Consider the following 22,425-nt stretch of genomic DNA (forward strand, 5'->3'; position numbering starts at 1 on the left):
GGCCATGACGATCGAGCTGCACTTCACGAAGGGCCAGGGCACGGGGAACGATTTCGTGCTCTTCAGCGACCCGGACGGTGAGGTGGACCTCTCGCCCGCGCAGATCGCGATGATCTGCGACCGCCACTTCGGCGTCGGAGCCGACGGCATCATCCGCGCCGTCCGCTCCCGCGCCCTGCCGGAGGGCGCCGCCGCCCTCGAGCAGGAGCCGGAGGCCGAGTGGTTCATGGACTACCGCAACGCCGACGGCTCGATCGCCGAGATGTGCGGCAACGGGATCCGGGTCTACGCGGCCTTCCTCCTCGCCGGCGGTCTCGCCGAGCTGGAGCCGGGAGACACCCTCCCCATCGGCACGCGCGCCGGAGTGCGCGATGTCACGCGCAGCGGCGTCGGCTTCCAGGTCGACCTCGGACGCTGGGAGCTCGCCGGCGGCGAGCCGCTCGTGCGTGCCAAGGAGCTCAAGGTCGCGCGTCCCGGCCTCGGCATCGACCTCGGCAATCCGCACGTCGTCGTGGCGCTGAGCAATGACGAGGAGCTGGACTCCGCCGACCTGGTCTACATCCCGCAGCTCGATCCCGAGCCCGAGGACGGCGCGAACGTCGAGTTCGTCGTGCCCGGCGAGCCGCTGATCCACGACGGCATCGGCCGCATCCGGATGCGCGTCCACGAGCGCGGCAGCGGCGAGACGCTGAGCTGCGGCACGGGCGCCGCCGCGGCCGCCCTGGCCGTGCGCTACTGGGCGGGCCCGCGCGCGCCGCAGTCGTGGCGCGTGGACGTCCCCGGCGGCACGCTCGGCGTGACGATGTTCCCGACCGAGGAGGGCGAGCACGTCGGCCTGTCCGGCCCCGCCGATCTCGTCTACACCGGCACGATCCGCCTCGACTGACGCGGCGGGCGGCGGGCTCAGACCCGCGTGGTCCGCAGGATCCGGAAGCCCTTCGCGGAGGAGACCCGCTCCACCTCGAGGCGGCCCTCGAAGGCGTCCGTCATCCACGCCTGCAGCGAGTCGGAGCCGAGGTTCCGCTGCACCACGAGCCAGGCGTCCGCGCCGTCCTCGAGACGGGGCAGCCAGCGCTCCAGCAGAGCGTGCAGCTCCTCCTTGCCGACGCGGATCGGCGGATTCGACCAGACGGTGCGGAATCGCAGGCCCTCGGGAACATCCTCGGGCAGCACGGCGTTGACGTTGGTGAGGCCGAGTTCTGCGCAGTTGCGCCGGACGAGCTCGAGCGCCCGCTGGTTGACGTCGACCGCCCACACCCGGGCGTCGGGGGATTCGAGGGCGAGCGTGAGCGCGACCGGCCCCCACCCGCAGCCGAGGTCGAGCAGATCGCCCTCGGCGGGGACGTCGGGAACGGCGTTCAGCAGGACGCGGGTGCCGAGGTCGATGTGGCCCGGGCTGAAGACGCCTCCGGCGGTGGTGACCTCGAGGTCGCGACCGGCCAGACGGACCGCTATCCGGCGGGGCCGGAGATCGCCGTCGGGAGTACTCGTGAAGTAGTGCTCGCCGGCCATGAGAAGAGAACTTATCAACACCCGAGGAGTTTGTGTTATCCGGATGACCGAAGACCTGAACGAGACCGACACGACCGACGCCGTGGATGTCGTCTCGCGGGTCCTGGCGAACGCGCAGTCGCGTTCGGCGGGCTACTCGCGCTTCGTCTCGGGCGGCGCACAGGCGCTGCAGACGAGCGGGCACGGAGGCGAGAACTCCGACGGCGAGCAGTTCGACCGCGAGGACCGGCAGGCGCTGCGCCGGGTCGCCGGGCTCTCGACCGAGCTCGAGGACGTCACCGAGGTCGAGTACCGGCAGCTGCGTCTCGAGAACGTCGTCCTCATCGGCGTGTACTCGCAGAACTCGCTCGAGGACGCCGAGAACTCGCTCCACGAGCTCGCCGCGCTGGCCGAGACCGCCGGAGCGACCGTCCTCGACGGGCTGCTCCAGCGACGACCGCACCCCGACCCGAGCACCTATCTCGGCAAGGGCAAGGCCGAGGAGCTCGCCTCCCTCGTCGCCGCTCTCGGCGCCGACACCGTCGTCGCCGACACCGAGCTCGCTCCGAGCCAGCGGCGCTCGCTCGAGGACGTCGTCAAGGTGAAGGTGATCGACCGCACGGCCGTGATCCTCGACATCTTCAGCCAGCACGCCACGAGCCGCGAGGGCAAGGCGCAGGTCGAGCTCGCGCAGCTCGAGTACCTGCTGCCCCGCCTCCGCGGCTGGGGCGAGTCGATGTCGCGCCAGGCCGGTGGACAGGTGGGCTCCGGTGCCGGCATGGGCTCGCGTGGTCCGGGTGAGACCAAGATCGAGCTCGATCGTCGTCGCATCCACACGCGGATGGCGCGGCTGCGCAAGCAGATCACCGCGATGAAGCCGGCCCGCGAGGCGAAGCGCGCCAACCGCAAGCGCAACGCGGTTCCCTCCGTGGCGATCGCGGGCTACACGAACGCCGGCAAGTCGAGCCTCCTCAACCGGATGACCCACGCCGGGGTGCTGGTCGAGAACGCGCTGTTCGCCACGCTCGACGCGACCATCCGCAAGTCGCAGACCAGCGACGGGCGGGTCTACACGCTGGCCGACACCGTCGGCTTCGTGCGCGCGCTCCCGCACCAGCTGGTCGAGGCCTTCCGCTCGACGCTCGAGGAGGTCGCCGACTCCGACATCATCGTGCACGTCGTCGACGCGTCGCACCCCGACCCCGCCGGTCAGATCGCGACGGTCAGGGACGTCATCGGCGAGGTCGGCGCGCGGGGCATCCCCGAGATCATCGCGTTCAACAAGTCCGATCTGATCGACGAGGGGGCGCGCCTCGTGCTCCGAGGGCTCGCTCCCGACGCGGTCTTCGTCTCGGCCCGCAGCGGCGAGGGGATGGACGAGCTCCAGGCGAGGATCGCCGAGATCCTCCCGGAGCCCGAGATCGAGATCGATCTGCTGGTGCCCTACGACCGCGGCGACGTGGTCTCGCAGCTGCACCGCAGCGGCCGGATCCTCACGACGCAGTACGTCGAGGGCGGCACGCACGTGCGCGCGCTCGTGCACGCCGAGCTGGCGGGCTCGCTCGGCGAGTTCGCGGCGCCTCCGGCGGTCCTGGAGGCGTAGCAGGAGGCACGATCGAGCGCCCGCTCCCGGGGACACCCGGGGGCGGGCGCTTCGTCGTCCGACACACTCCGTCACGGCCGTTCACATCGCGTCACGCGAGTCGACGGCGCACCGGGGCGTTCCTACTGTGGACCGCGAGGCGCCGCCCGGCGCCCGGAGCGGGCCCGCAGCGGCCCGTGCTCGCGCTGAGGGACGGAGGGCCGCGTCGTGTCGACGAGTCGTGCGGAGTCGCCCCCGGAACCCCACTGTCCGAGTCCCGTCCCCTTCTCCTTCGAGATCTACCCGCCGCGCACCGCCGATGGCACCGCGGCGCTCCTGGGCACCGTGGACCGTCTGGCCGAGGCGGGGCCCTCCTTCATCTCGGTGACGTACGGCGCGGGCGGCTCCTCCCGGAGCTCCTCGCTCGAGATCCTGCGTCACATCCACCGGAGCACCCCTGTCGAGGCGCTCGCGCACCTCACCTGCGTCGGGTCGACCCATGCCCAGGCGAGCCGGCTCGTCCACGAGTTCCTGGAGGCGGGGGTCACCCGCTTCCTCGCGCTGCGCGGCGACCCGCCCGCCGGTACCGCCGAGGGCGAGGAGGTGCCCGGTGACCTCGGCAGCGCCGCCGAGCTCGTGCAGCTGATCCACCGCGTGCAGGCCGAGCGCGAGCCCTACGGAGCCGTGACGATGCCCGGACGGCCGAACGCTCAGCGGGTCGACATCGCGAGCCGGCCCCGCGCGCAGGTCGCCGTCGCGGCGTTCCCGAACGGGCACCCGCGCTCCCGGTCGCTCTCGCAGGACATCGACGCGCTGCTCGCGAAGGAGGCGGCGGGAGCGTCGTTCGCGATCACGCAGCTGTTCTTCCATCCCTCCGACTACGTGCGCTTCGTCGAGCGCGCCCGCATCGCGGGGGTGCGCATGCCGATCATCCCGGGAGTGATGCCCGTCACCAGCCCCGGCCGGCTCCGGCGGATGCTCGAGCTGAGCGGCGAGGACCTGCCCGCCGAGCTCGCGATCGCCCTCGATGTCGAGCCCGACGACGAGGGCCGCCGCCGGATCGGCGTCGCGCACGCCGCCGCGATGGTCAGGACCCTCCTCGAGGCCGGCGCCCCGGCGATCCACCTGTACGCCTTCAACCGCCACGAGGAGCCCCTCGCCGTCCTCGCCGAGAGCGGCCTCCTGCCTCGGGAACCCGCACTCGCGGGCGACCGGAACCCGTCACCACCCCTCACCACGGAGAGACCATCATGAGCACGACCGCAGCCGTCTTCCCCACCGGAACCGTCCTGGGCTACCCCCGCATCGGCCGGCGTCGCGAGCTCAAGAAGGCGATCGAGTCCTTCTGGGCCGGGACCCTCGACGCCGCCTCGCTCGAGGAGTCGGCCGCGGGCCTGCGCGCCGCGACCCGGGAGCGTCTGGCCGCCCTCGGGCTCGGCCGGGACGACTCGTCGATCCCCGAGGCGCACTCGTTCTACGACCAGGTGCTCGACACCAGCGTCGCGGTGGGCGCCGTCCCCGAGCGCTTCGCCGACCTGGTCGTCGACGGCTCGCTCGATCTCGCGGGCTACTTCACCCTCGCCCGCGGCGACGGCGATCGCGCCCCGCTCGAGATGACGAAGTGGTTCGACTCGAACTACCACTACCTCGTCCCCGAGATCGGGCCCGGGACGCGGTTCACGCTCGCCGACACGCGCCGCGTCCGCGAGGTCGAGGAGGCGCGCGAGGCGGGCTTCACGACGCGGCCTGTCCTCGTCGGCCCGGTCACGTACCTCCTGCTGGCGAAGCCGTCGGAGTCGGCGCCCGAGGGCTTCGAGCCGCTGTCGCGCCTGGCCGACCTGCTGCCCGTCTACGTCGAGCTGCTGGGGCGCCTCCGGGAGGCCGGGGCCGAGTGGGTGCAGCTCGACGAGCCGGCTCTGGTCTCGGAGTCGATCGAGGTCGACCGCGAGCGGGTCCTCGAGGCGACCGCCGAGGCGTACCGCGTGCTCGGCGGTGCCGAGGAGCGACCCGCGCTCTTCGTGGCGGCGCCCTACGGCGACCTCGGTGACGCGCTGCCGATCCTGGCCGCCTCGGCGGTCGAGGCGGTGGGAGTCGACCTCGTGAAGGGCTCGGCGCCCGCCTCGGCGGTCGGGGACACCGTGCTGGTGGCCGGCGTGATCGACGGCCACAACGTCTGGCGCGGCGACCTCGCGGCCGCACTCGACTCCGCGGAGGCGCTGCGGCCGCTGGCCGCGCAGGTCTCGGTCTCGACGTCGACATCGCTCTTCCACGTCCCGCACGACGTCACCGACGAGCCCGACCTCGATGCGCGCCTCGCCTCGTGGCTCGCCTTCGCCGATCAGAAGGTGGAGCAGATCGCGGTGCTGGCGCGGGGGCTCACCCAGGGTCGCGACGCCGTCGCCGCCGAGCTCTCGGACGCCGCGGCGGCGCTCGAGGACCGCCGTGCGGCGCCGGGCGTGCGCGACGGTGCCGTCCGCGCCCGCGCGGCGGCTCTCCGGCCGGAGGACTACCGCCGCGCCTCCTACGAGGAGCGCCTCGCCGCCCAGGAGGAGGCCCTCGGCCTTCCGCCGCTGCCGACGACGACCATCGGATCGTTCCCGCAGACGCGCGAGATCCGCACGGCGCGAGCGGCCGTGGGGCGGGGCGAGCTGACCGAGTCGCAGTACGTCGAGCGCATGCGCGCCGAGATCGAGCGCGTCGTGCGGCTCCAGGAGGAGATCGGGCTCGACGTCCTCGTGCACGGCGAGCCCGAGCGCAACGACATGGTGCAGTACTTCGCCGAGAACCTGGACGGCTTCGCGGTGACGCGGAACGGCTGGGTGCAGTCGTACGGCAGCCGCTGCACGCGGCCGTCGCTGCTCTGGGGCGACGTCTCGCGCCCGGCACCGATCACGGTCGAGTGGTCGAGCTTCACCCAGTCGCTGACCGAGCGGCCGGTCAAGGGCATGCTCACCGGCCCGGTGACGATCCTCGCGTGGTCGTTCGTGCGCGACGACCAGCCGCTGAAGGAGACCGCCGAGCAGGTCGCACTGAGCCTGCGCGACGAGATCGCCGACCTCGAGCGCGCGGGGATCCGCATCGTCCAGGTCGACGAGCCGGCGCTGCGCGAGCTGCTGCCGCTCGAGAAGGCGAACCAGCCCGCCTACCTCGACTGGTCGGTCGGTGCGTTCCGGCTCGCTACCGCGGGAGCCGCGACGGGCACGCAGATCCACACCCACCTCTGCTACTCCGAGTTCGGAGTCGTCATCGACGCGATCGACCAGCTCGACGCGGACGTGACCAGCATCGAGGCGGCGCGCTCGCGGATGGAGGTCGTCACCGACATCGAGCGCTCCGGCTTCGCGCGGGGCATCGGCCCCGGTGTGTACGACATCCACTCGCCGCGCGTCCCGAGCGAGGGGGAGGTGTCCGATCTGGTCGGCACGGCTCTCGGCTCCATCCCCGCGCGCCAGCTCTGGATCAACCCGGACTGCGGTCTGAAGACCCGGGGCTACGAGGAGACGGTGGCGTCGCTGCGGTCGATGGTCTCCGCGGCCTCCGGCGCCCGCGCGGCGCTCACGGGAGCGGCGGCCGTCTAGGAGGCGCGGGCCCGGACGAGCGGACCCCGGCCCGTCGAGGCGCCCTGCGCGAGCAGGCAACCTCGACGGACCGGGGTCTCCTCGTCCGCGGTCAGACGGAGCGGAGCACCGCGACGATCTTCCCGAGCACCTCGGCCTCGTCGCCGAGGATGGGCTCGAAGTTGGAGTTGCGGGGGAGGAGCCAGGTGTGGCCGTCGCGCTGGCGGAGCACCTTCACGGTCGCCTCGCCGTCGAGCATGGCCGCCACGATCTCGCCGTTCTCGGCGGTGCGCTGCGACCGCACCACGACCCAGTCGCCGTCGCAGATGGCCGCGTCGATCATCGACTCGCCGACGACCTTCAGCATGAACAGCTCGCCCTTGCCCACCAGCTGCCGGGGGAGGGGGAACACCTCGTCGATCTGCTGGTCGGCCATGATCGGGACGCCCGCCGCGATCCGGCCGACGAGCGGCACCATCGCCGCGTCACCGACGGTCACGGTCGACTCGAAGGAGCCGTCGTCCTCGGTCGAGCTCGGGACGTCGATCAGGATCTCGAGCGCGCGGGGCCGGTTGGGGTCGCGGCGGAGGTAGCCGCTCAGCTCGAGCTGGTTGAGCTGGTGCGTGACGCTCGAGAGCGAGGCGAGGCCGACGGCGTCGCCGATCTCGCGCATGCTCGGCGGGTAGCCGCGGCTCGACACCGAGCGCTGGATCGCATCGAGGATGGCGAGCTGCTTGGCGCTCAGGTTCTTGCGGCGGCGACCGGCGCCCGGCTTGGTCTTCGGCGTCTGCGCGTCGCTCACGGTGCTCCCTCTCTCGGCGCGCACCCCGCGTGCGCACCCTCCCGGCTGCGGTCCGACGTCGAATGTCGGTGGTCGCTGCTGTACTACCTCCGGGCTCTCGAAACTGTATCCGCCGCGGGTCCCCGTTCGAAACATTCGTTCGAGTGTGTCGCGAGCCGTCATCCGGAGGGCGGCACAGCGGATACGACGCGACAGGCACTTGTCCGCCGCGAAGTTCGAAGATATATTCGGAACAGAGATTCGGGGCGGCCCTCCCGGCCGAGGTCCGCCCCGAGTCCCTGCTGAGAGGAGCGATCACCATGACCGCACGGAATTCCCGCACGACACACGACTCGCACGCGACCCGGCGTCCGATCGATCCGGCGACGCCGCAGAAGTCGCACCTGCGCCTCACGCGGCGCGGGCGCGCCGTGCTCGCCACTCTCGGGGCGCTGCCGATCGTCGCCGGCGCCTTCGTCTTCGGCCTGAACGGCGGGGGAGCAGTCGCGTCCGCCGATCAGTCGGGCGTCGAGTTCCAGTACGTCACCGTCCGCGCGGGCGAGTCCCTCTGGTCGCTCGCCGAGGAGCTCGCTCCGGAGTCCGACCCCCGCGACGTGGTCGACGACATCCTGTCGCTCAACCAGCTCCCCAGCGCCGGCATCGAGCCCGGGCAGCGCCTCGCGGTCCCCTCCCAGTACGACGTCGTCCGCTGACCGGCACTCCGGCCTCGACGGGCGGCGCCGCTAGCATCTTCTGGTGACGACTCTCGATGATCTGCCCCTGCGCGACGACCTCCGCGGCAAGCACCCCTACGGTGCGCCCCAGGCCGTCGTGCCCGTCGCCCTGAACGTCAACGAGAACACCCACCCCGTCCCGGACGACGTCGTCTCGGACATCATCGAGCGGGTCGGAGTCGCGCTCCGCACCGTCAACCGCTACCCCGATCGCGAGTTCCGCGAGCTCCGCGACTCCCTCGCCGGCTACCTCGGCCACGGTCTCACCGCGGACGGCGTCTGGGCGGCCAACGGGTCGAACGAGGTCCTCCAGCACGTGCTGCAGGCCTTCGGCGGTCCCGGGCGGTCGCTCCTCGGCTTCGCGCCGACCTACTCGATGTACTCGATCCTCGCCTCCGGCAGCGGCATGGAGTGGATCCCCGCGCCGCGCGAGAGCGACTTCCGCGTCGGAGCGGCGCACGCGGCCGAGCAGGTCCGCCTGGCGCAGCCCGACATCGTGTTCCTCTGCGCCCCCAACAACCCCACGGGCACCCCGCTCGACCTCGAGACCGTCGCCGCCGTCTACGACGCGACCGACGGCATCGTGGTCGTCGACGAGGCCTACGCCGAGTTCGGAGGCCGCGGAGCTCCCACCGCGCTGAGCCTGCTGCCGGGCCGCCCCCGCCTCCTCGTCTCGCGCACGATGAGCAAGGCCTTCGCCTTCGCGGGCGTCCGCCTCGGCTACCTCGCCGCCGACCCGGCCGTGATCGACGCGCTCCGGCTCGTCCGCCTGCCCTACCACCTCTCGGCGCTCACGCAGGCGGCGGCCACGGCCGCGCTCGCCCACTCCGACGAGATGCTCGCCATGGTCGGCGACATCATCGTGCAGCGCGACCGGATGGTCGACGGGCTCCGCGCTCTCGGCTTCGACGTGCACGAGACCGGGAGCAACTTCGTCCTCTTCGGCGGTGTCGACGATCCGCGCGCGGTGTTCGAGGCGCTGCTGGCCCGCGGGGTCCTCATCCGCGACGTCGGCATCCCGAACCACCTCCGGGTGAGTGCGGGAACGGAGGCCGAGACGACGGCGTTCCTCGACGCGATGACGGAGGTCGTGGCGGCCCGAGCGGACGCACGCAGCGGGTCCTGAGGCCCGTCCCGCCACCACGGAGCGTGCGCCCCGCCGCGAATAGACTGGGTGCATGACCTCTCCGAGCGCCGCACCCGGGCGCACCGCCTCCCTCAGCCGTGCCACCAGCGAGTCGAGCATCGAGCTGTCGATCGACCTCGACGGCACCGGCGTCGCCGATCTCGAGACCGGCGTGCCCTTCTTCGACCACCTGCTGACGGCGTTCGCGAAGCACTCCCTGACCGACCTCACGGTCCGGGCCACCGGCGACATCGAGATCGACATCCACCACACCGCCGAGGACATCGGCATCGTGCTCGGCACTGCGATCAGGCAGGCGCTCGGCGACAAGGCCGGGATCTCCCGCTTCGGCGACGCGCTCGTCCCGCTCGACGAGGCACTGGTCCAGGCCGTCGTCGACATCTCCGGTCGCCCGTACCTCGTGCACACCGGCGAGCCCGAGGGCTTCGCCCTGCACCTCATCGGCGGGCACTTCACCGGATCCATGGTGCGGCACGTCTTCGAGGCGATCGCGTTCAACGCGGGCCTGACCGTCCACGTCACCGTCCTCGGCGGGCGCGACCCGCACCACATCGCCGAGGCCGAGTTCAAGGCGTTCGCCCGCGCCTTCCGGCAGGCGAAGGCCTTCGACCCGCTGGTCGCGGGAGTCCCGTCGACCAAGGGCGCGCTGTGACGACCGGCCGCCCCTCCGTCGTCGTCTACGACTACGGCTCGGGCAACGTGCACTCGGCGGTCAAGGCCCTCGAGCTCGCCGGAGCCGATGTCGAGCTGACCTCCGACCGGCAGCGCGCGCTCGAGGCCGACGGCCTGCTCGTCCCGGGCGTCGGAGCCTTCAGCGCCGTGATGGACGCGCTCACGAGAGCCCGCGGCGGCGAGATCATCGACAAGCGCCTCTCCGGCGGCCGTCCCGTCCTCGGCATCTGCGTGGGCATGCAGGTGCTGTTCGAGAAGGGCGTCGAGCGGGGCGTCGAGAGCGAGGGGCTCGGCGAGTGGCCGGGCGTCGTCGACCTCCTGCCGGCCGACGTGGTCCCGCACATGGGCTGGAACACCGTCTCGGCCCCGGCCGGCTCGGTGCTGTTCGACGGCATCGCCGACGAGCGCTTCTACTTCGTGCACTCCTACGGTGCCCGCGAGTGGTCGCTCGACGTGATCCCGCCGTTCCCGCAGCCGCACGTCACGTGGGCCGAGCACGGCGGGCCCTTCATCGCCGCGGTCGAGAACGGCCCGCTCTCGGCCACGCAGTTCCACCCCGAGAAGTCGGGAGCCGCGGGGCTGCGCCTGCTCTCGAATTGGCTGGGCAGCCTCCGCACGAACTAGGATCGGCCGGTGGTCGGCCGCCCCTGGCGATCGGCCTGCACCAGGCTCCGAGACTGAGGATGACGATGAGCGAGTTCACCAAGGCCCCGGGCCTGGTCCTTCTCCCCGCGATCGATGTGGCCGGCGGCAAGGCCGTCCGCCTGACGCAGGGCGAGGCGGGCACCGAGACCAACTACGGCGACCCCATCGACGCCGCGCGCGACTGGGCCGAGCAGGGCGCCGAGTGGATCCACCTGGTCGACCTCGACGCCGCCTTCGGCCGGGGCGACAACCACGGGATCATGAAGAAGGTCATCCGCCAGGTCAAGGGCGTGAACGTCGAGCTCTCGGGCGGGATCCGCGACGACCGCAGTCTCGAGTCCGCGCTGAGCGCCGGCGCGAAGCGCATCAACCTCGGCACGGCCGCGCTCGAGAACCCGGAGTGGGCGGCGAGCGTCATCGGGCAGTACGGCGACCAGATCGCGGTCGGGCTCGACGTGCGCGGCACAACCCTGGCCGCCCGCGGGTGGACCAAGGAGGGCGGCGACCTCTGGCAGGTGCTCGAGCGCCTCGAGGAGGCGGGCTGCACCCGCTACGTCGTCACCGACGTGACGAAGGACGGCACCCTGAAGGGTCCGAACCTCGAGCTGCTCGAGCAGGTCATGGCGCGCACCCGGCGCCCGGTCATCGCCTCCGGAGGCATCTCCAACCTCGACGACATCGCGGCTCTGCGCGACCTCGTCCCGCAGGGCCTCGAGGGCGCCATCGTCGGCAAGGCCCTCTACGCGGGCGCGTTCACGCTCGCGGAGGCGCTGGATGTCGCGTCCGAGTGACGGACGTCCGCTCCCCTCGCACCTGACCGACTCGGCCGGGACCCCGTGGGCCGGCCGGCACTTCGAGCCGAGCACCGCGGGCGACGACGACGGCAGCGCCCCCGAGAACCTGACCCGGGCGCTCGCGGGCTTCGCGGCCGGCGAGACGGGCCCCGAGGCGGTCGTCGACGCCCTGCGCGAGGCGCGGCTCCTGATCCCGCTGATCGCCCGCCTCGGCGAGGAGGCCGAGGGCGTCGCGGGGCTCCGCGCCGACAAGTCGCAGGAGTTGTCGATCGTCACGGTGGCCGGTCCCGACGGACGGAGCGTCCTCCCGGTCTTCAGCAGCGTCGACGCGATGCGGCGCTGGGATCCGGCGGCGCGGCCCGTCCCGGTCGACGGCCGGCGGGCCGCCCTCGCGGCGGTCGCGGAGAGCACGGAGCTGATGGTGCTCGACCCGGTCTCCGACCACGAGTTCGCCGTGCGGCGCCCCGCGCTGTGGGCGATCGCCGAGGGATCGCCGTGGCGGCCGAGCCCCGAGGACCCGCAAGTGCTCGAGGCGCTGCGGTCGGCCGCGCGGGCGGAGCCCTCGGTCGCGGCAGTGGAGGTCCGGTCGGGAGACCCGCGTCAGCGCCTCGTCGGCCCCGAGCTGGTCGTCGTGCTCGAGATCCGGCCGGGTCTCGACCGGGCCGCGCTCGACGCCCTCGTGGCGCGACTGGGGGAGCGCTGGGCCGCCGACCGCGTCGTCGCGGCGTGCGTCGACTCCCTGTCGCTCAGGCTCGCGGCCTCGCCGGCGGAGTGAGCGTTCGCGAGACCGTGTCCGGCAGGGCCTAGGTGACCGGCCCGGTCCACTTCTCGCCCGGGCCCTTGCCGATCGGGTCCTGGATCGGGGACGCCTCGCGGAACGCGAGCTGCAACGTCCGGAGTCCGTCGCGCAGGCTCCTGGCGTGCATGTCGCTGATGTCCGGAGCGCCGGCGGTGACGAGACCGGCGAGGGCGTTGATGAGCTTGCGCGCCTCGTCGAGGTCGATCTCGGCACCGGGCTCGTCGGCGAGCCCGCACTTCACGGCGGCGGCGCTCATCAGGTGCACCGCGGCCGTGGTGATGATCTCGACCGCCGGGACCTCGGCGATGTCCCTGGCGGCCTCGATGTCGGAGGCGTCGCCTCCGTCGCCGAAGCGGCGTGCGTAGTCGTCGTCGTACTGAGCCATGGGTCCTTCGTTCGGTGGGGTGCGGGTGCGGGTGCGGAACGCGCACGCGGAGGGCGGCGGCCGGGGAGCCGCGGCACTGCCTCCGCCGCTCTGTCGCCCGGGCCGGGAGTCTGCTATGGTGATCCGGGCTCCGGGGCATGTCCCCGGTTCGAAAGTGGAGATTCTCCCACCCGCGCTTGACCGCTTCACTAGGTTACCGGGTCAGAAGCACTCCGCCTCCGGCAACGGGGGCAGGGCTGCGGTTCCCGAGGCACGCCTCGGGATCGCGTCGTAGGGTGCGAGCGATGTGCGTCGAAAGCACCTCGCGCAAGGGAATCACCTCTCTCGGGATGCGCCGGATCACTCCGGCCGCAGAGCAGCAACTCACCGAGATCAGAGGAGAAACGCAATCAGCGATCCCCGTACCAACGACCGAATCCGCGTCCCCGAGGTCCGCCTCGTAGGTCCCGCCGGAGAACAGGTCGGCGTCGTGAAAATCGAGGTCGCCCTGCGACTCGCGCAGGATGCAGACCTGGATCTGGTCGAGGTTGCTCCCAACTCCAAGCCTCCCGTCGCCAAGATCATGGACTACGGGAAGTTCAAGTACGAGCAGGCTCAGAAGCTCAAGGAAGCCCGTCGCAACCAGGCGAACACGATCCTCAAAGAGGTCCGTTTCCGTCTGAAGATCGACAAGCACGACTACGAGACCAAACGCAAGCGCGCCGAGGGCTTCCTGAAGGCCGGCGACAAGGTCAAGGCGATGATCCTCTTCCGAGGCCGCGAGCAGTCCCGCCCCGAGATGGGCGTCCGACTCCTGCAGCGCTTCGCGGAGGACGTGGCCGAGTTCGGCCAGGTCGAGTCCACACCGACCATCGACGGTCGCAACATGGTGATGGTCATCGGCCCCCTGAAGAACAAGTCCGAGGCCAAGGCCGAGGCGAACGCCGTCCGCGCCGCTCGCCGCGAGGCCAACACGCCCGACGGCCACCCCTCCGACGACTCGGTCGAGGCCGAGACCGTCTAGTACTTCGCCGCCCCGACCTCGGGGCCGGTGCACTCCCCGCTCGCGGGGCACCCCAGCTTCGCCCCGCCCCGTGCGGGTGCGACGTCGACAAGGAGAGAACATGCCCAAGATGAAGACCCACTCGGGTGCCAAGAAGCGCTTCAAGGTGACCGGTTCCGGCAAGCTCATGAAGCAGCAGGCCGGTATGCGTCACAACCTGGAGTCCAAGTCCAGCGTCCGCACCCGCCGTCTCAACCAGGACCAGGTCCTCGCCCCGCAGGACGCGAAGGTCGCCAAGAAGCTGCTCGGCCTGTAGTCCTCGACACAGCCGACCAGAACTTCACCGACCAGGATCGATAGGAAGAAAAAGAAATGGCAAGAGTCAAGAGGGCGGTCAACGCCCACAAGAAGCGTCGCGTCATCCTCGAGCGCGCGAAGGGCTACCGCGGCCAGCGTTCGCGTCTGTACCGCAAGGCGAAGGAGCAGGTCACCCACTCCCTCGTCTACTCGTACCGCGACCGCCGCGCCAAGAAGGGCGAGTTCCGCCGCCTCTGGATCCAGCGCATCAACGCCGCGTCGCGTGCGAACGGCCTGACCTACAACCGCTTCATCCAGGGTCTCGCCCTCGCTGGAGTGCAGGTCGACCGCCGCATCCTCGCCGATCTCGCGATCACCGAGCCCGCGACCTTCGCCGCCCTCGTGGCGACCGCGAAGAACGCGCTGCCGGCCGACACCTCGGCTCCGAAGGCCGCGTAGTCAGCACTGCTTCCCGGAGGGGGTCACGACCGAGGTCGTGGCCCCCTTCGTCGTGTCCGCGACGTGTCGCAGAAGGCGGCGCGATCCGCGCCGATAGGCTCGCCGCATGCTCGACAACCCCCGTTCTCCGCGCGTCCGCTCCGTCGCCAAGCTCACCCGGCGCCCGGCGCGGCAGGAGACGGGGCTCTTCCTCCTCGAGGGTCCCCAGGCGATGTCCGAGGCGCTGCAGTACCGCCCGGAGCTCCTCGTCGAGTCGTTCGCGACTCCGACCGCTCTCGAGCGACACCCCGAGATCGTGGCGGCCGCCGAGGCCGCGGAGGTCGAGATCGAGTTCGTCACCGAGGACGTCCTCGACTCGATGGCCGACACCGTGACGCCGCAGGGCTTCGTCAGCGTCTGCCGCCAGTTCCCGACCTCGCTCAAGGACATCGTCGCCTCCGAGCCCCGCCTCGTCGCGGTGCTCGAGGAGGTCCGCGACCCGGGCAACCTGGGCACGATCATCCGGGCGGCCGACGCCGCGGGCGCCGACGCGGTCGTCCTGACCGGCCGCTCCGTCGACCTCTACAACCCCAAGGTCGTCCGCTCGACGACCGGCTCGCTCTTCCACCTGCCCGTCGCGGTCGACGCCGAGCTGGCCGACGTGCTGCAGCGGCTGCGCAGGGCCGGGCTGCGCGCCGTCGCGGCCGATGTGAAGGGCGAGGACCTGCTCGCGATCCGCGACCGCGGCGACCTCGCCCAGCCGACCGTCTGGGTGTTCGGCAACGAGGCGCGCGGGCTCGAGGACGAGTCGCTCGAGCTCGTCGACGCCGTCGTGGCCGTGCCCATCTACGGGGCCGCGGAGTCGCTCAATCTCGCGACCGCGGCCTCCGTCTGCCTCTACGAGAGCGCCTTCGCCCTGCATTCCTGAGAGAACGAGCACCCTGCCTGAGGGCAGCCTGGGCGAATCACGCGGTTGTTACTCTCTGATTAAGAAAACGCTCATGATTTGACCCGCCCATCCGCGTGTGATTCTCTGACGACATGGATGCAGCTCACGCCGGTGAACCCCTGGTCGTCCTCGACGGCGTGCAGAAGCACTACGGAGAGTTCCAGGCCCTGAAGGACATCGACCTCACCGTCCACCGCGGCGAGGTGGTCGTGGTCCTCGGCCCCTCGGGCTCCGGCAAGTCGACGCTCTGCCGCACGATCAACCGCCTCGAGACGATCTCGGGCGGCACGATCTCGATCGACGGCCAGAAGCTGCCGGAGGAGGGCAAGGGCCTCGCGGCGCTCCGGGCCGACGTCGGCATGGTCTTCCAGTCGTTCAACCTCTTCGCGCACAAGACGATCCTCGAGAACGTCACGCTCGGGCCGATCAAGGTCCGCAAGCTCGCGCGGAAGGCCGCGGAGGCCGAGGCCCAGGCGCTCCTGGATCGCGTCGGAGTCGGCCACCAGGCGGCGAAGAGCCCCGCCCAGCTCTCGGGCGGGCAGCAGCAGCGCGTGGCGATCGCCCGCGCACTCGCGATGAAGCCCAAGGTGATGCTCTTCGACGAGCCGACCTCGGCGCTCGACCCCGAGATGATCAACGAGGTCCTCGACGTGATGGTCGGCCTCGCCAAGGACGGCATGACGATGATCGTCGTCACCCACGAGATGGGCTTCGCCCGCAAGGCCGCCGACCGCGTCGTCTTCATGGCCGACGGCGAGATCCTCGAGGACACCGATCCCGAGACCTTCTTCACCGCTCCGCGCACCGACCGCGCCAAGGACTTCCTCTCGAAGCTGATCACGCACTAGTCGATCAGCCCTCCGCGCCCGAACATCCGACAGGTCGACCCCCGCAACCCTCGGGGCCGACCGGACATCGCCCGCTCCGGCGGGCCGAACCCCAGGAAGGACGATCATGCGCACCAAGCTCATGTTCATGACCGCAGGACTCGCCGCCGCGGCACTCACCCTCACCGGCTGCGCCGGCGACTCCGGCTCCGGCGAGTCGGGCTCCGGCGAGGCCGGCGGCACCTCGACCTTCGAGGTCGCCACCGACGTGACCCTCGAGGGCAGCCCCACCTTCGACGCGATGACCGACGCCGGGGGAGTGACCATCGGCGTCAAGGAGGACCAGCCGGGTCTCGGCTACCTCGACGCCGCCACCGGTGAGCGCTCCGGGTTCGACATCGAGATCGCCCAGTGGATCGCCGCGTCGCTCGGCTTCTCCGAGGACGAGATCACCTACACGTCGATCCCCTCGGCCAACCGCGAGGCGTCGATCGTGAACGGCGACATCGACTACTACGTCGGCACCTACTCGATCACCGACAAGCGCAAGGAGCAGGTCGGCTTCGCCGGACCCTACTTCGAGACCGGCCAGCAGCTGCTGGTCGCCGCCGACAACGACACCATCGAGGGTCCGGACGACCTCACGGCCGACACCACGGTGTGCTCGGCGACCGGGTCGACCCCGATCCAGAACATCCGCACCAACTACCCCGACGTGCCCACCGAGGAGTTCGACACCTACTCGCAGTGCGTGGACGCCCTGAACGACGGCCAGGTCGACGCGGTCACCACCGACGGCGCGATCCTGATCGGCTACGCGGCGCAGAGCCCCGACGAGCTGAAGGTCGTCGGCGAGCCCTTCAGCACCGAGCTCTACGGAGTCGGCCTCGCGAAGGACGACGACGCGCTCCGCGGCTTCATCAACGACATGTTCACCGAGGGTGGCGACACCTGGTCCGCCATCTACGACGAGACGCTGGGCGAGTCCGGCACCGAGGTCGAGCAGCCCGCGGTCGACGCCTACTAGGAGGCGAGCCGGGCGGCGCGAACCGCCGCCCGGCCCCTCCCCGCTGACCGCTCCCACCTCCCGATGAAAGGGCCCGCCGCATGGATGTTCTGCTGAGCAACCTCGACGTGTTCGTCCCGGCCTTCGGCAACACGCTGTTGCTGTTCGTCGTCTCGCTCGTGTTCGCCCTCCTCATCGGGACGGTCGTGGGCGCCATGCGCGTCTCCCCGGTCCCGATCGCCCGCGCGGTCGGCACCGTCTACGTCAACACCATCCGGAACACGCCCCTCACGCTCCTGATGTTCTTCTTCGCGTTCGGCTACCCCAAGCTCGACCTGCCCGACGTCGACTACACGAACCTCGCCATCTGCGCGCTCAGCCTCTACACCGCGACCTACGTCGCGGAGGTGCTGCGCTCGGGCATCAACACCGTGCCGATCGGCCAGGCCGAGGCGGCCCGCGCGATCGGCCTCGACTTCGGTCTCACGATGACCCAGGTGGTCCTGCCGCAGGCCTTCCGCTCCGTGATCCCGCCGCTGATGAGCGTGCTGATCGCGCTGCTGAAGAACACGACGGTCGCCGCCGGGTTCTCCGTCGCCGAGGCCGGCACGATCGTCCGCGAGCTGAACGAGCGCGGCGAGAACAGCCTGGTCGTGCTGCTCTGGGTCGCCCTCGTCTTCGTGGTGCTGGTCTCAGTGCTCTCGGTGATCCAACGCCAGCTCGAGAAGAAGTGGAGGGTCGCCCGATGAGCTCCGTCCTCTTCGACAACCCCGGTCCCCGCGCGATCGTCCGCAACCGCGTCCTCGGCGCGGCGGTCATCCTGCTCGTCGTGGCGCTCTTCGCCTTCATCCTCTGGCGCTTCGCCGAGTCGGGGCAGTTCTCGGCCGAGAAGTGGCGGGCGTTCCAGTACCCGCTGGTCTGGCAGAGCATCGGAGCCGCGCTCGGGCAGACGCTCGGCGCGTTCGCCGCCGCCGGCGTCGCGAGCCTCGTCCTCGGTCTGGTCCTCGCGGTCGGCCGCCTCTCGGACCGGCGCTGGATCAGCGTCCCCGTCACCGTCTTCATCGAGCTCTTCCGGGCGATCCCGGTCCTCATCCTGATGATGCTGATGTACTACGGGCTGCCGTTCGTCGGGCTGAAGCTCACTCCGTACCTCGCCGTGGTCATCGCGCTGACGCTCTACAACGGCTCCGTCTTCTCCGAGATCTTCCGGGCCGGCATCGAGGCCCTCCCGCGCGGTCAGAAGGAGGCGGGCTACGCGATCGGCCTCCGCAAGGCCGGGGTCATGCGCCTCATCCTCTTCCCGCAGGCGATCCGCTCGATGCTGCCCGTGATCATCGCCCAGCTCGTCGTCGCCCTGAAGGACACGGCGCTCGGCTCGATCATCACCTACAACGAGCTCCTCTACTACGCGAAGTACCTGGGCAACCAGTCGAGCCTCGACAGCCCGATCATCCCCGCGGCGATCGTCATCGGCGCCATCTACATCGGCATCTGCCTCCTGCTCTCGGGCCTCGCGAAGTGGATCGAGATCCGCACCAAGAGCAGCGGCCGCGGGGGCACGGGACACCCGGCCGCCCGAGCCACCACCAACACCGCCCTCATCGCCGCCCAGGACTGAGCTGATCCGTCGAGATCGCCCGAGGGCGATTTCGACCGCGGTCGGCTTCTCGGGATGATGCGTTCCGCTCTTCGCACATCACCACCCCTGGGAGCCGACCGCGGTCTCCGTCGCCCCCGGGCGATGGAGACGATCTAGACTCATGCATCGTGTCTGACAGCAACCCGATCACCGACGAGGCCGTCTCGGCCGCGGTCGCCGAGGCGCTGACCGCGATCAGCGCGGCCGGCGACTCCGCAGCCCTGAAGGCGGCCCGCGCCGCGCACCTCGGTGAAGGCTCCGCCCTCGCCCGGCTCAACGCGCAGATGCGCTCCGTCCCGCCCGAGTCCAAGGCCGCCTCCGGCAAGCTCGTCGGCGGTGCGCGCAAGCAGGTCGGCGACGCGTACGCCGCCCGCGAGGTCGAGCTCGTCGCCGCCGAGGAGGCCGCCGCCCTCGACGCCGAGCGCGTCGACGTCACCGCCGGCGCCTCGTTCGTGCGCCAGGGTGCGCGCCACCCGCTCTCGCTCCTCCAGGAGTCGATCGCCGACGTCTTCATCGGCATGGGCTGGGAGATCGCCGAGGGGCCCGAGCTCGAGAACGAGTGGTTCAACTTCGACGCCCTGAACTTCGACGAGGACCACCCGGCCCGCGCGATGCAGGACACCTTCTTCGTCGATCCGGTCGACTCGCACCTCGTGCTGCGCACGCACACGAGCCCCGTGCAGATCCGCTCGATGCTCGAGCGCACGCCTCCGCTCTACGTGATCGCGCCCGGACGCGTCTACCGCACCGACGAGCTCGACGCCACGCACACCCCCGTCTTCACGCAGTTCGAGGGTCTCGCCGTCGACCGCGGGCTCACCATGGCGCACCTGCGCGGCACCCTCGAGCACGTCGCGCGGATCATGTTCGGCGACGAGGCGAGGATCCGCCTCCGCCCCAACTACTTCCCCTTCACCGAGCCGAGCGCCGAGCTCGACATCTGGCACCCCACCTTCGTCGGCGGCGCGCGCTGGATCGAGTGGGGCGGCTGCGGGATGGTCAACCCGAACGTGCTCCGCGCGGCCGGGATTGACCCGGAGGAGTTCTCCGGCTTCGCCTTCGGCATGGGGATCGAGCGGACCCTGATGTTCCGCAACGACGTGAAGGACATGCGCGACATGGTCGAGGGCGATGTCCGCTTCAGCAAGCAGTACGGGATGGTGATCTGATGCGCATCCCGCTGAGCTGGCTGGGCGAGTACGTCGACCTCGAGCAGGGCGTCACGACCGAGGCCGTGCACGCGGCGCTCGTGTCGGTCGGGCTCGAGGAGGAGGACGTCCACCGCTTCGAGGTGTCCGGCCCCGTCGTGGTGGGCGAGGTCCTGGATCTCGTGCCCGAGCCGCAGAAGAACGGCAAGACCATCAACTGGTGCACGGTCCGCGTGGCTCCGGAGGGGGCGCTCGCGGCCGACGGCGGCGGCGACGTCCGGGGCATCGTCTGCGGTGCGCACAACTTCACGGCCGGAGACAAGGTCGTCGTCTCGCTGCCCGGTGCGGTCCTCCCCGGCCCGTTCCCGATCTCGGCGCGGAAGACCTACGGTCACGTCTCCGACGGCATGATCGCGTCGAGCCGAGAGCTCGGCCTCGGCGACGACCACGACGGCATCCTCCGCCTGGCGAGCCTCGGTATCGACCCGGAGGTGGGCGCCGACGCGATCGCGCTGCTCGGGCTGGACGACGCGGCGGTCGAGGTCAATGTGACCCCCGATCGCGGCTACGCCTTCTCGATCCGCGGCATCGCCCGCGAGTACGCCCACGCGACGGGAGCCTCCTTCCGCGATCCCGCCCAGGCGGTCGCTGTCCCCGAGCGCGCCGAGTCGGCCGCGGTCTTCCCCGTCTCGATCCAGGACGACGCCCCGATCCGCGGTCGCGACGGCGCCTCCGTCTTCGTCACGCGGGTGGTGCGCGGCGTCGATGCGAGCCGTCCGACGCCGCCGTGGATGGTCGCACGCCTGCGCCTCGCCGGTGTCCGCTCGATCTCGCTGATCGTCGACATCACCAACTACGTCATGTTCGAGCTGGGGCAGCCGCTGCACGGCTACGACCTCGACGCCCTCCAGGGCGGCCTCGTCGTCCGCCGCGCCTCGGCGGGGGAGACCCTCGAGACCCTCGACGGACAGACCCGGCGCCTGCACCCCGAGGACCTGGTCATCGCGGACGCGGGCGGAGCCGTCGGCCTCGCCGGCGTCATGGGCGGTGCGCGGACCGAGATCGGTGCGAGCACCACCGACGTCCTCCTCGAGGCCGCGAACTTCGATCCGGTGTCGATCGCCAGGACCGCGCGCCGGCACAAGCTGCCGAGTGAGGCGTCCAAGCGCTTCGAGCGCGGAGTCGACCCGCGCGTCGCCGCCGTCGCCGCAGCGCGCGCGGTCCAGCTGCTGGTCGAGCTCGCCGGCGGCACCGCGGACGAGCTGGGGTCGGCGCTCGTCGATCCCCGCGAGGCGACCGCCATCGAGCTGCCCGACGGCTACGTCTCCCGGCTCATCGGCGTCGAGTACACGGACGACGAGATCCGCGGCTCGCTCGTCGAGATCGGCGCCTCGGTGGCGTCCGGCGACGCCGGCCTCGTCGTCACTCCGCCGAGCTGGCGTCCCGACCTCACCGACAAGGCCACCCTCGCCGAGGAGGTCGCCCGCATCACCGGGTACGACCGCATCCCCTCGGTGCTGCCGGTCGCGCCTCCGGGCCGCGGACTCACCACGGGTCAGCGTCTGCGGCGCAGGGTCGCCCAGACGCTCGCGGCGAGCGGCCTGACCGAGGTGCTGTCGTACCCGTTCCTCTCGCGCGCGGTCAACGACCGCTTCGGCTCCGTCGACGGCGAGCCCCGCGAGCAGATCACGCTCGCGAACCCGCTCGACGCGACCGCTGCGCAGCTGCGCCTCTCGCTCGTGCCCGGGCTCGTCCAGATCGCCGCCCGCAACCGCTCCCGCGGGCTCACCGATCTCGCGCTCTACGAGCTCGGGTCGGTGTTCGTCCCCGAGTCCGGTCGTCCCTTCGGCTCCGGGCCGCTGCCCGAGGGTGCGGCCCGTCCCTCCGCCGAGGTCGAGGCCGAGCTCAACGCGGGGATCCCGGCTCAGCCGCTGCACGTGGCGGCGCTGCTCACCGGAGCCGCCCTCGAGCGTCAGCCCGGCGTGGCCGCCCGCGACTTCGACTGGCGCGACGCGCTCGACGTGGTCCGCGAGGTCGCCACTGCCTCCGGAGTCGACCTCGTCGTCCGCCAGGGATCGCACGCCGCGCTGCACCCCGGCCGGACCGCCGAGATCGTGCTCGACGGCGCGGTCATCGGCCACGCCGGCGAGCTGCTCCCGTCGCTGGCCGACGAGCTCGACCTGCCGCGGCGCGTCGCCGTCGTCGAGCTGGACCTCGACGCCGTCATCGCGCACGCGGGCCGGGTCGTCGTCGCCCGCCCGGTCGGTGCGCTGCCCGCGGCCACGCAGGACCTCTCGCTGGTCGTGCCGGTCGACGTGCCCGCCGGATCGCTCGCCGAGGCCGTCGCGGAGGGGGCGGGTGAGCTGCTCGAGGCGATCCGCCTCGTCGACGACTACCGCGGCTCCGGCCTCGAAGCCGGCACCAAGTCGCTCACCTTCGCTCTGCGCTTCCGGGCCGCCGACCGCACGCTGACCGCGGCCGAGGCGACGGAGGCGAAGGAGAGCGGCGTCGCCGTCGCCGCCGAGCGGTTCGGCGCGCAGCTGAGGGAGTGA

The 22,425-nt window shown here is 71.4% G+C and carries 23 protein-coding genes; 20 read left to right on the forward strand and 3 right to left on the reverse strand.

The window, feature by feature from the left end:
• Positions 1 to 4: 4 nt before the first annotated feature.
• Positions 5 to 886, forward strand: a complete 882-nt coding sequence (gene dapF / locus GSU68_RS06750) for a diaminopimelate epimerase (RefSeq protein ID WP_159906674.1) — start codon at positions 5 to 7, stop codon at positions 884 to 886.
• A 17-nt stretch (positions 887 to 903) separates the two neighbouring features.
• Here the strand turns inward: dapF and GSU68_RS06755 are convergent, their stop codons facing one another.
• Positions 904 to 1,512, reverse strand: a complete 609-nt coding sequence (locus GSU68_RS06755; protein WP_159906676.1) for a methyltransferase — start codon at positions 1,510 to 1,512, stop codon at positions 904 to 906.
• A 43-nt stretch (positions 1,513 to 1,555) separates the two neighbouring features.
• Here GSU68_RS06755 and hflX point away from each other — a divergent pair, with 43 nt between their 5' ends.
• The 3 genes from hflX to metE all read left to right on the forward strand — a co-directional run bounded on the left by hflX (position 1,556) and on the right by metE (position 6,651).
• Positions 1,556 to 3,094, forward strand: coding sequence for a GTPase HflX (gene hflX, locus GSU68_RS06760; protein ID WP_159906678.1), 1,539 nt, complete (start codon positions 1,556 to 1,558; stop codon positions 3,092 to 3,094).
• 207 nt (positions 3,095 to 3,301) lie between these two features.
• Complete coding sequence (locus GSU68_RS06765; protein ID WP_159906680.1) at positions 3,302 to 4,327, forward strand: methylenetetrahydrofolate reductase; 1,026 nt, start codon at positions 3,302 to 3,304, stop codon at positions 4,325 to 4,327.
• Complete coding sequence (gene metE / locus GSU68_RS06770) at positions 4,324 to 6,651, forward strand: 5-methyltetrahydropteroyltriglutamate--homocysteine S-methyltransferase (protein ID WP_159906682.1); 2,328 nt, start codon at positions 4,324 to 4,326, stop codon at positions 6,649 to 6,651. Before GSU68_RS06765 ends, metE begins: the two co-directional genes overlap by 4 nt.
• 91 nt (positions 6,652 to 6,742) lie before the next feature.
• Here metE and lexA read toward each other — a convergent pair whose 3' ends face one another.
• Positions 6,743 to 7,432 (reverse strand): transcriptional repressor LexA, encoded by a 690-nt coding sequence (gene lexA / locus GSU68_RS06775; RefSeq protein ID WP_167305278.1) that lies wholly within the window; start codon positions 7,430 to 7,432, stop codon positions 6,743 to 6,745.
• A gap of 299 nt (positions 7,433 to 7,731) precedes the next feature.
• Between lexA and GSU68_RS06780 the strand changes: the two genes are divergently transcribed.
• The 6 genes from GSU68_RS06780 to GSU68_RS06805 all read left to right on the forward strand — a co-directional run bounded on the left by GSU68_RS06780 (position 7,732) and on the right by GSU68_RS06805 (position 12,178).
• Positions 7,732 to 8,124, forward strand: coding sequence for a LysM peptidoglycan-binding domain-containing protein (locus GSU68_RS06780; RefSeq protein ID WP_159906686.1), 393 nt, complete (start codon positions 7,732 to 7,734; stop codon positions 8,122 to 8,124).
• A gap of 40 nt (positions 8,125 to 8,164) precedes the next feature.
• On the forward strand, positions 8,165 to 9,271 hold the full coding sequence (locus GSU68_RS06785) for a histidinol-phosphate transaminase (RefSeq protein ID WP_159910165.1): 1,107 nt from the start codon (positions 8,165 to 8,167) through the stop codon (positions 9,269 to 9,271).
• A 52-nt stretch (positions 9,272 to 9,323) separates the two neighbouring features.
• A complete protein-coding gene (gene hisB / locus GSU68_RS06790; RefSeq protein WP_159906688.1) occupies positions 9,324 to 9,944 on the forward strand; it encodes an imidazoleglycerol-phosphate dehydratase HisB in 621 nt (206 codons plus the stop codon).
• Positions 9,941 to 10,588: an imidazole glycerol phosphate synthase subunit HisH gene (gene hisH / locus GSU68_RS06795; protein ID WP_159906690.1), complete on the forward strand. Its 648-nt coding sequence runs from the start codon at positions 9,941 to 9,943 to the stop codon at positions 10,586 to 10,588. Before hisB ends, hisH begins: the two co-directional genes overlap by 4 nt.
• Before the next feature lie 65 nt (positions 10,589 to 10,653).
• The gene (gene priA / locus GSU68_RS06800) at positions 10,654 to 11,400 is read left to right on the forward strand and encodes a bifunctional 1-(5-phosphoribosyl)-5-((5-phosphoribosylamino)methylideneamino)imidazole-4-carboxamide isomerase/phosphoribosylanthranilate isomerase PriA (protein ID WP_159906692.1); all 747 of its coding nucleotides are present in this window, start codon (positions 10,654 to 10,656) and stop codon (positions 11,398 to 11,400) included.
• Complete coding sequence (locus tag GSU68_RS06805) at positions 11,384 to 12,178, forward strand: SseB family protein (RefSeq protein WP_159906694.1); 795 nt, start codon at positions 11,384 to 11,386, stop codon at positions 12,176 to 12,178. Before priA ends, GSU68_RS06805 begins: the two co-directional genes overlap by 17 nt.
• A 28-nt stretch (positions 12,179 to 12,206) precedes the next feature.
• Here GSU68_RS06805 and GSU68_RS06810 read toward each other — a convergent pair whose 3' ends face one another.
• Positions 12,207 to 12,587: a DUF1844 domain-containing protein gene (locus tag GSU68_RS06810; RefSeq protein ID WP_244259420.1), complete on the reverse strand. Its 381-nt coding sequence runs from the start codon at positions 12,585 to 12,587 to the stop codon at positions 12,207 to 12,209.
• A gap of 388 nt (positions 12,588 to 12,975) precedes the next feature.
• On the opposite strand from GSU68_RS06810, the gene infC reads away from it, so the two are divergent.
• From infC to pheT, 10 genes are all read left to right on the forward strand, one after another.
• Entirely contained in the window at positions 12,976 to 13,590 is a 615-nt protein-coding gene (gene infC, locus GSU68_RS06815) for a translation initiation factor IF-3 (RefSeq protein WP_159910166.1), read from the forward strand.
• Positions 13,591 to 13,690: 100 nt separating this feature from the next.
• Positions 13,691 to 13,885 carry a 50S ribosomal protein L35 gene (gene rpmI, locus GSU68_RS06820; protein ID WP_056042364.1) on the forward strand — a complete coding sequence of 65 codons (195 nt, stop codon included), beginning with the start codon at positions 13,691 to 13,693 and terminating at the stop codon, positions 13,883 to 13,885.
• Between the two features lie 56 nt (positions 13,886 to 13,941).
• Positions 13,942 to 14,325: a 50S ribosomal protein L20 gene (rplT, locus tag GSU68_RS06825; protein ID WP_159906696.1), complete on the forward strand. Its 384-nt coding sequence runs from the start codon at positions 13,942 to 13,944 to the stop codon at positions 14,323 to 14,325.
• Positions 14,326 to 14,431: 106 nt separating this feature from the next.
• Positions 14,432 to 15,232 carry an RNA methyltransferase gene (locus tag GSU68_RS06830; RefSeq protein ID WP_159906698.1) on the forward strand — a complete coding sequence of 267 codons (801 nt, stop codon included), beginning with the start codon at positions 14,432 to 14,434 and terminating at the stop codon, positions 15,230 to 15,232.
• Between the two features lie 140 nt (positions 15,233 to 15,372).
• Positions 15,373 to 16,101: an amino acid ABC transporter ATP-binding protein gene (locus GSU68_RS06835; protein ID WP_208544698.1), complete on the forward strand. Its 729-nt coding sequence runs from the start codon at positions 15,373 to 15,375 to the stop codon at positions 16,099 to 16,101.
• A 106-nt stretch (positions 16,102 to 16,207) separates the two neighbouring features.
• The gene (locus GSU68_RS06840) at positions 16,208 to 17,107 is read left to right on the forward strand and encodes a glutamate ABC transporter substrate-binding protein (protein WP_208544659.1); all 900 of its coding nucleotides are present in this window, start codon (positions 16,208 to 16,210) and stop codon (positions 17,105 to 17,107) included.
• An 80-nt stretch (positions 17,108 to 17,187) separates the two neighbouring features.
• The gene (locus tag GSU68_RS06845) at positions 17,188 to 17,835 is read left to right on the forward strand and encodes an amino acid ABC transporter permease (protein WP_159906702.1); all 648 of its coding nucleotides are present in this window, start codon (positions 17,188 to 17,190) and stop codon (positions 17,833 to 17,835) included.
• The gene (locus GSU68_RS06850; RefSeq protein ID WP_159906704.1) at positions 17,832 to 18,704 is read left to right on the forward strand and encodes an amino acid ABC transporter permease; all 873 of its coding nucleotides are present in this window, start codon (positions 17,832 to 17,834) and stop codon (positions 18,702 to 18,704) included. The genes GSU68_RS06845 and GSU68_RS06850 overlap by 4 nt, the downstream gene beginning before the upstream one ends.
• Positions 18,705 to 18,853: 149 nt before the next feature.
• Entirely contained in the window at positions 18,854 to 19,894 is a 1,041-nt protein-coding gene (pheS, locus tag GSU68_RS06855; RefSeq protein ID WP_159906706.1) for a phenylalanine--tRNA ligase subunit alpha, read from the forward strand.
• The gene (pheT, locus tag GSU68_RS06860; protein WP_159906708.1) at positions 19,894 to 22,425 is read left to right on the forward strand and encodes a phenylalanine--tRNA ligase subunit beta; all 2,532 of its coding nucleotides are present in this window, start codon (positions 19,894 to 19,896) and stop codon (positions 22,423 to 22,425) included. Before pheS ends, pheT begins: the two co-directional genes overlap by 1 nt.

It is taken from the genome of Rathayibacter sp. VKM Ac-2759 (genome assembly GCF_009834225.1).
Taxonomy (GTDB): domain Bacteria; phylum Actinomycetota; class Actinomycetes; order Actinomycetales; family Microbacteriaceae; genus Rathayibacter.